Source organism: Chondromyces crocatus, from assembly GCF_001189295.1.
GTDB classification, from domain to species: domain Bacteria; phylum Myxococcota_A; class Polyangia; order Polyangiales; family Polyangiaceae; genus Chondromyces; species Chondromyces crocatus.
Map to the genome: position 1 here is coordinate 8,469,170 of NZ_CP012159.1, position 11,616 is coordinate 8,480,785.

The window sequence follows — 11,616 nt, forward strand, 5'->3', positions numbered from 1 at the left end:
GAAAACCCAAGGCATGGCGTACGCTCCGTTCCGCCATGGGTACACGGCTCTCTCACGTGATCGGGGTCGATGACGCGCCGTTCTCACGTGACCATCGGGGAGACGTCGCCATCGTCGGTACGGTCTTCGCTGGATCCAGGCTGGAGGGTGTGCTGAGCGCCCGTGTCCGCCGCGATGGACGCAATGCGACCCAGGCCATCGCCGCCATGATCTCGAGCTCGCGGTTCGCGACCCACGCCCAGCTGGTGATGCTCCAAGGGATCGCGCTGGCGGGGTTCAACGTCGTGGATCTCCAGGGCCTGCATGCAGCGCTCGCGCTCCCCGTACTGGTGGTGGCGCGCCGCGCGCCGGACCTCGAAGCCATCCGCGAGGCGCTGCTCACCCGCGTCCCGGGAGGCGCGCGCAAGTGGACGCTCATCGAGCAAGCCGGCCCGATGGAACCGACCGCTGGCGTGTTCGTTCAGCGGGCGGGGCTGAGCCTCACGGACGCGGAGCACGTGGTGAAGCGACTCGCCGTCCACGGCAAGCTCCCCGAGCCGCTGCGCATGGCGCACCTCATCGCAGGCGGCGTCACGCTGGGCGAGAGCACACGGAGAGCGTGAAGAACCGACAGGCTACCGCCGAGCGTCAGAGCGCCAGACTACACCTGCAAGAGCGCCGTCAACGGAGCCCGCGCCATCACCGTGTACCGCGCGCCCTTCGGCGTCAGCTCGCTCTGGTAGACCACCAGCTCCGCGACACGCACCTCGCCGAAGTCCTCGTCGGCGAGCATCTGCGCACACGTCTCCAGCGCGGTATCTCCCCGTGGATCCCGAGATCGTGCCAGGGTCAGGTGTGGCTCGAAGCGCTCCATCTCCGGCACGTAGCCCGTCGACATCGCCAGTGCCTGCTCGAGATCCCTCCGCACGGCCCCCAGCTCGTCCACATCACCCGTCACCTCGAGCCAGAGCACCCGCGGCCTGCGGCCTGCCCCGAACACGCCCCCCTTACCGAGGCGCAAGGTCAGCGGTCGATGCAGCGCCGACGCGCTTTCCGCGGCCGCGATCACCAGCGGCAGGCGCTCCTCGGCGATGTCACCGAGGAAGGCCAGCGACACGTGCAGCCCCGCAGGATCGACCCACTTCGCCGAAGGCGCCTTCGGCGTCAGCTTCTCCACGAACGAGTTGATCTTCCGGAGCTGGTCGGCACCTGGCTCTACAGCGACGAATACCCGCACGACCTCACCTAAGCCTGGCTACCAGCCACACGTCTCGTTCTTGTTCTGCTCTCGCAGCCACCGCTGGAGCGGCTCGAAGTACTCGAGCAGCGCCCCGGGATCGGCAGCAGACTGCCCGGTGAGCGCCTGCATGGCCTCCTGCCAGGGACGGCTCGCGCCCATCGCCAGCATGGCCTTCATCTTGTCACCAGCCGCCTTGCTCCCGTGGATGGAGCACGTATGCAGCGGCCCCTTGTGCCCCGACGCGGCGCAGAGCGCTCGGTGGAACTGGAACTGGTAGATGTGCGCCAGGAAGTAGCGCGTGTACGGCACACCAGCCGGCACGTGGTACTTCGCACCGGGATCGAAGTCGGCCTCGCTCCGCGCCACCGGCGACGCGACGCCCTGGTACTTCTGACGGAGCGCCCACCAGGCCGCGTTGTAGTCGGCGGGCTTCGTCTTCCCCGAGAACACATCCCAGCGCCACTGATCGATGAGCTTCCCGAAGGGCAGGAAGGCGACCTTGCTCAGCGCCTGCTTGAACAGGAAGTTCACCTGGCCCTTCTCGTCGCCGGGGACCTTGTCGATCAGGCCCAGAGACTTCAGGTATTCCGGCGTCACCGACAGCGCCAGCGTGTCGCCGATGCCCTCGTGGAAGCCGTCGTTGGCCCCCGACTGGAACAGGATCGGGAGCTTGTAATAGTAGTGGTAGTAGTAGTTGTGCCCCAGCTCGTGGTGGATCGTGATCAGATCCTCCTCCGTCGGCTGGATGCACATCTTGATGCGGAGATCGTCGCGGTAGCCCACGTCCCACGCGCTCGCGTGGCACACGACCTCACGGTCTTCCGGCTTGGCGAAGAGCGAGCGCTCCCAGAAGGTGGCAGGCAAAGGATCGATGCCGAGCGAGGTGAAGAACCGCTCACCGATCCGCACCATCTCCTTCTCGTCGATCTTCTTGTCCTTGAGCTTCTTCGTCACGTCGAGCGACGGCTGCCCGGGGAACGGCACCATCGCGTCGTAGACGCCTTGCCAGTCCTGCGCCCACATGTTCCCCAGCGCGTGCGCGGGGAGCGGCGCCTTCTCACCGACCTTGTCCTTGCCGTAGCGCTTGCGGAGCTGCGCGCGCACGTAGCAGTGCAGCTCGTCGTACAGCGGCTTCACCTGACCCCAGAGCCGATCCGTCTCCGCCTCGAACTCTGCGGGGGTCATGTCGTAGCCAGCACGCCACAGCGCTCCGAGATCGGAGAACCCGATCTCGCGCGCCCCCTCGTTGCCCAGCTCGACGTAGCGCTCGTACTTCTTCTTCAGCGGAGGAGCGATTGCGTGCCAGCCCGTCCACGCCTCGAGTTGCTCGTTCCAGTCACGGCTCTCGCGCAGGATGTCGCTCAGGTCCGGCAGCGTCAGGCACTTCTTCTTCTCCGTGCCCTTCTTGCCCTTGACGACCAGGTACTTCCCGAGCGCCGTCTTCCCCTCGGCCGGACAGTACTTCCCCTTGCCGTAGTCGCTGCCCATCGTCACCAGCAGCTCGGCCAGCTCGGCGCGCTTGGTCGCGTCGCTCGGTGCCGGCAGCGTGGTGGCGACCTTGAGCAGCGTCCGCTGGCGCGCGAGTTCGGCAGGCAGCTTCATCCCATCGAAGCGCGTGGCTGCCTTGGTCACCCGGTTGAGAAACTCCATCGAGGCGCTCTCTGCCGCGGCCGACAGGGCGTCGGTGTCCTCGATGATGTACGTCTGGTTGATCCAGGCTGCGCGGCTCGAGTCGGTCCAGAGGCGACGGAGCTCCTGGTCGACCTCGGCGAAGAACGCCCGCGCTTCCTCCACGGTCGGCGCGGCCGGCGTCGCCGACGCCGCGGCCACGGCCTGCGGCGAGGCGGCCCCGGACGGAGCCTCGGCGGCGCCTTGAGCCCCACCTCCACACCCGCTCGTCATGCCGATGGCCGTCAACCCCAGGGCAGCGAGGCAGGCGCGCACGGCGCCACGCAGGACGCGGCTCCCGGCATGGGCAGAAGGCGTTGGATTCTTCACGTTTCGGGACACAGAGGACCTCTCGAAGCGGTGGTGCGCCCTTCATACACGCCGGACCCGGCCAAGGGAACCGGGTACAATCCGCGCACAGCATGAACAGAGCCCCCGCTTTGCCCAAACCATCTTTCTTCGGCAGCGCCGCCACGACGATCACGCTCGCGCTCGGGATCGCGCTCCCCTCCTGTGGCGGAGACGATCCAGCGCCCGCAGGCCCCGGACCGATTCCGCTGGAAGCGTTCGCAGAGGAGTACACCGCCGCGGCCTGCACGCTCGCGGTGCGCTGCGGCGCGATGCCCGACCAGGACACGTGCTTGAGCCTCGACCGAGCGAGCTACGAACTCTTGCAGCTCATGACGACGGCGGTCTTTGGTGACGTCACGTACAGCCCCGACGCGGCGCGCTCCTGCATCAACGCGCTCCGCGCGCAGTCGTGCGACGTCTTGCTCTCGGCGCAGAGAAACCTGGAGACCACGTGCAAAGGCGTGTTCCAGGGCGCAGCCCAGGAGGGAGATTCGTGCCTCGTGGCCGGCGAGTGCGCGGGAGACAGCATCTGCAACCGCGGCGCGTGCGAGGGCACCGGAGATCCATGCTGCCTGGGGCAGTGTGCCCCGGCCGTCAAGCCCGTCCCGATGGGGGGCGTCTGTGGTGAGAACCGCTGCGAAGACCCTGCCTACTGCGATCTCAGCAACGCCGACCCCGAAGCCGAGATCCCTGAAGGCGTGTGCCGCGAACGACAGGACAACGGTCAGGCCTGCACCGCGTCGAACGCCTGCAAGGACGGGCAGCGCTGCGATCTGAGCACGAACCCTGGCAAGTGCTACATCCTCTCCAAGGAGGGAGGCCAGTGCAACGCCACCCTCGACGTCGCCTGTCTCGCCGTCGACAACTGGTGCGATCCTGCCGAGGGCAAGTGCGTCAAGCTTCCTGGACCTGGCCAGCCTTGTACACCGAACAACCGATGTCTCGGTCACGCCTACTGCAACGAAGGAACCTGCCGGATGCGGCCCGTGGAGAGCGAAGCATGCGGCGGCGATGGCCCCCAGTGCCTCGGAGCCCTGCGCTGCGAGGGAGAGATCTGCACGGCACCCCCGACCTCCCGGGTGTGCGTGCCTGACATCAACGATGGATGAACTAGAACGATTCTCCTACCTGATCCCTGACGAACTCGCGGGGATGGGCTACCCGGAAGGGCCAGAAGCCCTCGCTCATCTCCGCGCCATCGGTGTCCGGAGCCTCGTCTCGCTGTCGCGCCGTGCGCCGGACGTGGGCGGGCTCGGGCACCTCGTCCACCTGCGCTGCCCCATGACCGACTACGACCGCATCCCGGTGCAGGACCTGCACCGCGCCGTCGTGTTCATCGATCGCGCGCCACGCCCCGTGGCCGTGCATGGGGAGACAGGGCTCGGACGCACCGGCGTCGTCCTCGCTTGCCGCCTGGTGTCTCTGGGCCACACCGCCGAAGCAGCCATCGACGCCGTGCGCCGCGCTCGCCCTGGCTCGATCGACGACCCCGAGCTCTCCGCCTCCGTCGTCGCCTACCAGGACTTCCTCACCCGCGCCCCGTGGCGAACGCCGTACAACTTCGCGTCCGCCTCACCCCTCGACGCCATCGTGCATGGCGCGGAGCGACCTGGCCACGGCGACACCACGCTGTCCAGGAGCGAGGTCGACGCATGGCTCGGCTTCATGAGCCGCCAGGGCATGCGCGAGGTGCTGTGCCTTCTGGACCAGGCGTACCTCGGCTCGCACCACGAGGTGCTCGGCCTCTACCGGCGCGAGTTCTTGCGCGCGACCGAGATCCCGCTCGAAGACGGTGCCTCGCCGACACCACGCGAACTCGATGCGGCCCTCGAGGTCCTGCGCAGGGCCGAGGCCTCCGGCTCCCCCATCGTCGTCCACTGCGGCGACGGCGCGGGTCGGACGGGCCTCGTGCTCGCCGCGTGGCTGCGCTACCGCCACGGCTTGCGACCCGATCAGGCCATCGACGCGGTACAGCGGCATGCACGGCACCTTGGCGCTTTCCGCAATCCGCTCGAATTCGGCCCCCAGGCGCTCACGCTGCTCGCCGGGCTCAGAACGAGCTGATCCAACCGCGCGGAGCGATGGCAGCTCCACCTCGACGACTACAGCGCCGTCGCCTCGACGAAGCTGCCGTGGAAGCCGTAAGGGATGCGGTGGGGGCAGCGCAGCACGGCCACGGGTGCGCCCTCCACATCGAGCGCATCGAGGACGACCAGCTCGCTCCGGTCCTCGTCCGCGTGGTAGACGACCGTGAGCAGCCACCCCTCTCCCTCGGCCGACGTGGCGCTCCGAGGGACGACGATCGGCTCCGAGGGAAAGCTCGCGCGGCCGAACAACCGACGCTGCACCCGCCGCTCCTGCAGATCGTAGCGCGTGATCGCGTTGAACATGCCCCGCTCATCCGCGCACGCACCACGCCGGCTCACCGCCCAGCCGTACCGGTAAGGCCGCATCGCATGGCGCGGATCGACCACCGGGAACTCCATGGCGTCCTCGTCCAGCGCCTCTTCGGTCACCGTCCCGCGCTGGACGTCCACCCGCAGCCGCGTGAGCCTCGCCTCCGGGTTGTCCTGGATGCGTGGGTTCGGCGCCTCGCCGCCGAGATCGAACAGCGGGAGCCGCGGATAGCGCGCGATGTCGAGCACCAGCGTCTCGCCGTCGTCGTAGGCGTTCATCGGATGGAAGACGTAGCAAGGAGGGATGTCGATCCAGCGCACCGGCGCGTCGGCGTCGTCCCGCGCCGTCACCCCGATCCGCGCTCCTCGCGACGGCTCCCAGCGCACGGGCTCGCCGGACTTCATGTTGTCCATCCAGAGGGTCGCCGGCAGGTGATAGAAGACGGCCCGCGTCTCGGTCACGCTGAAGTCGTGCATCATCGACGGGTACGTCGTGTCGATCGGGCGCCGCAGCCGCAGCGCCCCATCCGGACCGAACACGTAATAGACGACGTACGGGGGCACGCTGCCGTAGCCGAACGTGTAGATGACGCCCGTCTTCGGGTCGACCTTCGGGTGGGCGACCATGGGCGCGACGTCCAGGACCCCACCGAACGTGAAGCGACCGCGCGTCTCCAGCGTCCGGGGATCCAGCTCGTACGCCGCCGAGCTCTCTTCCAGGGAGAGGAGCCGCCCCGCCATCTGCAGCACGTTGGTATTGCTGCGGTCCTGCGAGCGCATCACCCGGTGAATCTGGTCATCCCGCAGCGGCACCCCGAACGTCGACCGCGCGTGCAGCTCCAGCAGCTCCATCGGTGAGAACCCCAAAGCGATCCACCCCCCAGGCGGCGTCGAGGTCGCCAGATCGCGCATCCCCCCGAACAGCGCTCGCCCCGCCTCTTCCTCGTGGCGGAACTTGTCCGTGCGCACCCAGCGGCGCCGGTGCGACACCCGCCCTCCATCGAAATGGAAAGCGTCGACCATGCCGTCACCATCGAACCAGTGGTAGCGGAGGGCATCGATCGGCTCGAAGCGTGGAGCGGGACCGATCCGGAACAGCGCCCCCGCGAGACCGCGAGGCACCTCACCCGCGACGACCTCCAGCGCCTCGGTGTGGGTCTCTTCGCGGAGCGGAGCGAAGTTGCCGCGCAGGTAGGCGTTGGAGGACGAGGCCGGCTGCGCTGGCTCCCCCTCCTTCGAGGGGCGACCGAGGACGGCGCGGAGACCTGTGGGAGCGACGGTGAGCAGGCGATCGAGCAGCATGCTTTGTTTCCTTTCTACCGCGTGACCAGCACCTTCAGCACACCAGGCTGCTGCGCGACCCGCAGCGCCTCGTCCGCTCGATCCAGCGGCACCCGCGCCGAGACGAGCGGAAGGACCTCCACGCTCCCGGACGAGAGCGCCCGAAGCGCCGGCTCGAACGAGCCGCAGCGAGACCCCACCACCGTGATCTCGTTGACCACGAGCGGCGCCAGATCCACCTCGGGCCGCGAGGCGACGGTGCTCTTCAGGATCAAGGTCCCTCGCGGCAGGGTCGCGCGCACCGCCGCCGCGAACCCCTCCGCAGAGCCCGTCGCCTCCACCACCAGCTCCGCAGGATCCCCGGCCCAGTCCGACGCGAGCACCGTCTCGATCCCCCGCGCGCGCAAGAGCGCGAGCTTGTCCTCGTGGCGTCCCACGGCGAGCACCGACGCGCCGGCCTGGTGCAGCACCTGCGCGCAGAGCAGGCCCAGCTTGCCGTCCCCCAGCACCAGCGCCCGCGTCCGAGGCCGCACGTGCACCTGCTCCAGGATCTCGAACGCAGCGGCCAGCGGCTCGGCGAACACCGCCGCCTCGTCCGGCACCCCGTCGGGCACGGCGTGCAGGTTCGCCACGGGCACCGCCACCTGCTCCGCCATGGCCCCATCGGCGCCGAGGATCCCCATCACCGTGCGCGTCGCGCAGTGGCGCCCCAGCCCGCGCGCGCACACCGCGCAACGACCGCAGGCGAAGTTGATCTCCGCCACCACCCGCTTCCCCCGCCACGCCGAGGGCCCCTCGCGCACCGTGCCCACCAGCTCGTGACCGATCACCCCGCGGAAGTTCATGTACCCGCGCACGATCTCCACGTCGGTGTTGCACACCCCCGCGACGCCCACCTCGACCACGGCCATCCCCTCCGAGCAGACCGGATCCGGCCGCTCGGCCACCTGCAATCGAACGCCGTCCCACGTCAACGCGCGCATCATCGCCTCACTTCGAACAGGTGCATGCCATAGGCCGGGAGCACGACCCCGAGCCCACGCGCGCCATCCAGCAGCGCGTCCCCGTCACGGGTGTACGCCTCGCCGCTCATGCGATCGACGAGGCGCACCTCCCTCCCCCCGATGCCAGCGAGATCCAGCGGGATCCGACAACCACCACGCGCCGGCGCGAAGTTGACCACCGCCACGACCGGCGCCACCTCCCCCTGGGGCCCCACCACGTCCCACCGGTAGGCCACGAACGACTCCGCCTCGTTCCCTTGCGGCGAGAGCATGGCGAAGCTCCCCGTGCGCAGCGCCGGGTTCTTCAGCGCCTCCAGCAGCGCCGTGTGGAACGCGAGGCTCCGCGGGTCGACCGCCTCGGTCGTCACCCGCGCGAGGTGCAACGCCGCCCGGATCTTCCTCCCTTCGAGCTGACCATGATGGAAGAACCGCATCCCCGGCACCGTCGCCGCGAGGAAGATCGCCGCCTTCCGCCGATCGGGGGGCAGCACCCCGGCCGCCCGCGGCTCGTCGTGGTTCTCCATGAAGCGCACGCTGCGCCGCTGGTAGTCCAGCCCCGCCGAGAGGTGCCCCCGGATCGCGTGCGCCGAAGCGTGGGACAGCCGGTCGTAGAAGCTCTTGTCGTACGTGTAGTCGAACCCCAGCATCTGGAGCCTCCACTCCAGATCCCAGTACGCCTCCGCGATGAACAGGAAGCCCGGGTGCGCGCGCCGCACGGTGTCGATCGCCTCGGCCCACAGCTCCCCCTGCGCCAGCGGCTCTCCTGCCACCGGAGGCCGCGACGCCCACGTCTTCTCGAACACCTCGCGGAGGAGGAGCATGGCCATGTCGCACCGCACCCCGTCGCAGCGCCCCGCGACCCCGAGCAGCGCCTCGATCAGCGCCGCCCGCGTCACCTGGAGCCGCGCGTCGAGTTGCGCCGTGTCACGCCAGGGCGGGAAATAAGGGTCCTTCCCGGCGAGCACCGCGCCTCGCGCGTCCCGCAGGAAACACGCCGGCTGCTCCTCGATCCAGTGATGGTCCCGCGCCACGTGGTTGGGCACGAAATCCAGGATCAGCCCGAGCCCTCGCGCCCGCAGCCGCTCCCGCAGCGCCGCGAGCGCGGGATCCCCCCCGAAACTCGGGCTCACCGCGTAACGCGCCACCGCGAAGGGGGAGCCCACCACATCGGCCGCAGTCCACCCTGGCAGCGCCCGATCATGCTCCTCGCGCAGCCCCTCCATCTCGCGCGAGATCCGGGGCCCCTCGCTCCCCAGCGTCCAGATCCCCATCAGGTACAGGAAATCGAAGCCCAGACCGGCGAGCCGATCCAGCTCCGCATCCGGCACCGAGGCCAGATCGACGCGCACGCCCGCACCGCGGGACAGCTCGTCCAGCCAGACGCGGGTGAAGATCTGGTAGGTGGTCGGGTGCTGGTGGGTCGAGGCGACGGCGCGCATGGATCCTTCTGGAGAGATCCACGGCGAACCGCCGCTCCCCCTCGCGGCGTCAGGATACGCGCGGAGAGGGCACCGTGGAACTAGCGGCCGCGCGCGACGAGCGCGTTGGTCCGACGACGCAGCAAGAGGCCAGCGAAGGCGAGCGCCGCGAGCGCTGCGCCCCCCTCGGGTGCTCCGCCCGCCGTGCGGCACCCACAGCCACCCTGCTTCGGCTCCACGGGCGGCGGCGCCTCGATCGGCGTCTCGCCCGCTGCGTCCGCGTCCGCACCGGCGCCCGGATCCTCGGCTCCCTCCGCGGCGTCACCGGTCTTCTCCAGCTCGGGTTCGGCCTTCTTCTCTTCCTTCTTGTCCTTCTTCTTCTCGCCCGCGAACACGATCGCGCGCCGATCGATCACGGGGTTCTCCCCCTTCAACGTGATCTTCTGCATCGGCCCCATCTGCACGCCATCGCTCACCCGGGTGATCTTCAGCTCGTACTCACCCGACTCGAAGCCGCGATCCCGGCGGAGCACGAAGTCGAACTTCGTCGTCGTGTAGACCTTCCCCGAACCATCGGAGAAGCCGACATCCATGCTCTCGTTGATCGACTGCTGTCCCTTCAGCGGGATCTTGTTGAGGATCGGCTTCTCCGGCGACTGATCCGTCAGCGCCCGCTCGTAGTGAGCGACCGGCGTGAAGGCGAAGATCATCGGGATGTGCGCCATGTGCGGCGTGGACCCGTAGTTGATCGTCATCTTGAGCTTCCACCGGCCGTCGTCCTCCTCGGGGGCACGATCGGCGATGTTCACCGTGCCAGCGGCCACCGCGGGACGCGCGATCAGCAGGATGGCGCTCACCAGGAGGAGCGCGGCGGCCAGGAGCCGCGCAGTGAAATGAGGCAAGGAGCGGACGCTACGCATGCCGCGACCCTACCAGGGTTCCCAGGCTTCCGGGAGGTGGCCGCCACGCCCGGTCTTCCAGCCAGCACGGCGAATTTTCGAGAGCCTCGCCTCCGTGTGCGCTGGAGACGGGCGAGGACCGGGACCACGGTCCGAGCAGACCGCGGGCTCGGTGTCAGTAAGGGAACCAGAGAAGTTTGTCGGTGACCGGCTTGTAACAAGCGTCCCGACCGGCGATCTCGTTGTCGGTGCAGCTCGCCGTGTCGAGGCAGTCGGCGATCTCGTACCGCCCGGCCCCGTTGTACACCGTGGTCAGCAGCACGCGCTGCGAGCCGTCGAGCTTGGTGAACCCCGCCTTGCACTCCGCGGCGGGGACGTTCTCGCAGCGGAACATGCGCGCGCAGCGGGCCTCGATCAGATCCTGCGCTGCGGCCTCGGGCTCGTTGATGCTCCCGATCACCTCATCGTTGCACTCGCTGATGAGCTGAGCGCGATCCGTCTTGTCGTCGCCAGCGGCCTCCAGGCGGCGCGGGAAGCACTTGGCCATCTGGCGCAGGTAGCCCGGCGATGCCGTCGGATAGGCGGCCTTGCAAGCGGCGAGGTGCTCCCACTTGGGGCCGCCCCCCAGCACCTTGGCGAGCGCGTCACACCACACGGCCTGGGCCGCGGTCACGGCGTCGCGATCGGGAAAGTTGCTCGGCCCGCCCCCGCAGGCACCGACCGCGCCCACGGTGGTGGAGAACGCGAGGAGCGCTGCGGCGACCCGAGCTGGAAAGGGACGCGGAGCGTGCATGGGGGGCGACCCTAGCATGTCCGGCGCGGAAGGAAGAACTCTCGGATCGTCTGACGACCTACGGGTTACGCCACCCCAGACCCCCGAGGGCCTCCCAGCACCGGGCGACGCACCGCATGGCGGATCATGCGCATGCTCAGCGCTTCACCCCTGCCCCCCCCCGACGCGACGAGCGAGGCCCCGCCCACGCCTCGTCTCCGCGACACGCGGTCGACTCCACCATCTCGGAGGGCTCACGCGTGGACAGGATCCTGGCGATGCTCACCGGGCTGTGGGGTCGGGGCGGTGGCTCTTGCCTCACCACCTCGATCAAACGTCGCACCTGGGGACGGAGCGCTCGCACAGCCTCGAGGGCCCGCTCGAGCGGAAACTGATCCCAGTTGACCCCCATCGGCTCGTAGAGCGCCTCTCCAGCGGCGCTCGTCACCAGGACCCAGGCGGGCGTCTCCTGACGGAGCCAGCGGAACAGCGCCGCGAGCCAGAGATCACCTTCCAGGGCAGGCGTCCCGGGGCCCAGAAAGACGCTGACGGAATCCCATCGCGGTCGAGCCATTGGAAGGATGAGTCCAAGCAAGCCGCGTGCCCCC

11 protein-coding genes are annotated in these 11,616 nt (G+C 69.1%); 3 read left to right on the top strand and 8 right to left on the bottom strand.

From position 1 onward, the window contains the following. The first annotated feature begins 35 nt into the window (after window positions 1-35). On the top strand, window positions 36-602 hold the full coding sequence (locus CMC5_RS30485) for an endonuclease dU (protein WP_050433690.1): 567 nt from the start codon (window positions 36-38) through the stop codon (window positions 600-602). Between the two features lie 38 nt (window positions 603-640). Here CMC5_RS30485 and thpR read toward each other — a convergent pair whose 3' ends face one another. Both thpR and CMC5_RS30495 read right to left on the bottom strand, forming a co-directional pair. Next, complete coding sequence (thpR, locus tag CMC5_RS30490) at window positions 641-1,216, bottom strand: RNA 2',3'-cyclic phosphodiesterase (RefSeq protein WP_050433691.1); 576 nt, start codon at window positions 1,214-1,216, stop codon at window positions 641-643. Between the two features lie 18 nt (window positions 1,217-1,234). Next, window positions 1,235-3,121, bottom strand: a complete 1,887-nt coding sequence (locus tag CMC5_RS30495) for a M2 family metallopeptidase (RefSeq protein WP_050436221.1) — start codon at window positions 3,119-3,121, stop codon at window positions 1,235-1,237. 188 nt (window positions 3,122-3,309) lie between these two features. Here CMC5_RS30495 and CMC5_RS30500 point away from each other — a divergent pair, with 188 nt between their 5' ends. Together CMC5_RS30500 and CMC5_RS30505 are read left to right on the top strand one after the other, a co-directional pair. After that, window positions 3,310-4,347, top strand: coding sequence for an EB domain-containing protein (locus tag CMC5_RS30500; protein WP_156338972.1), 1,038 nt, complete (start codon window positions 3,310-3,312; stop codon window positions 4,345-4,347). After that, entirely contained in the window at window positions 4,340-5,302 is a 963-nt protein-coding gene (locus tag CMC5_RS30505) for a phosphatase domain-containing protein (protein ID WP_050433693.1), read from the top strand. The genes CMC5_RS30500 and CMC5_RS30505 overlap by 8 nt, the downstream gene beginning before the upstream one ends. Window positions 5,303-5,340: 38 nt before the next feature. Here CMC5_RS30505 and CMC5_RS30510 read toward each other — a convergent pair whose 3' ends face one another. The 6 genes from CMC5_RS30510 to CMC5_RS30535 form a co-directional block, all read right to left on the bottom strand. Continuing rightward, a complete protein-coding gene (locus CMC5_RS30510; RefSeq protein ID WP_050433694.1) occupies window positions 5,341-6,936 on the bottom strand; it encodes a carotenoid oxygenase family protein in 1,596 nt (531 codons plus the stop codon). A 14-nt stretch (window positions 6,937-6,950) separates the two neighbouring features. Next, the gene (locus CMC5_RS30515) at window positions 6,951-7,901 is read right to left on the bottom strand and encodes an MDR/zinc-dependent alcohol dehydrogenase-like family protein (RefSeq protein ID WP_245677846.1); all 951 of its coding nucleotides are present in this window, start codon (window positions 7,899-7,901) and stop codon (window positions 6,951-6,953) included. Further along, entirely contained in the window at window positions 7,898-9,358 is a 1,461-nt protein-coding gene (locus tag CMC5_RS30520; RefSeq protein ID WP_050433695.1) for an alpha-amylase family glycosyl hydrolase, read from the bottom strand. The genes CMC5_RS30515 and CMC5_RS30520 overlap by 4 nt, the downstream gene beginning before the upstream one ends. Window positions 9,359-9,438: 80 nt before the next feature. Continuing rightward, window positions 9,439-10,257 carry an MYXO-CTERM sorting domain-containing protein gene (locus tag CMC5_RS30525; protein WP_050433696.1) on the bottom strand — a complete coding sequence of 273 codons (819 nt, stop codon included), beginning with the start codon at window positions 10,255-10,257 and terminating at the stop codon, window positions 9,439-9,441. Window positions 10,258-10,411: 154 nt separating this feature from the next. Then, window positions 10,412-11,029 (bottom strand): hypothetical protein, encoded by a 618-nt coding sequence (locus CMC5_RS30530; RefSeq protein WP_050433697.1) that lies wholly within the window; start codon window positions 11,027-11,029, stop codon window positions 10,412-10,414. 136 nt (window positions 11,030-11,165) lie between these two features. Then, window positions 11,166-11,582 (bottom strand): hypothetical protein, encoded by a 417-nt coding sequence (locus CMC5_RS30535; protein ID WP_050433698.1) that lies wholly within the window; start codon window positions 11,580-11,582, stop codon window positions 11,166-11,168. Window positions 11,583-11,616: the final 34 nt, after the last annotated feature.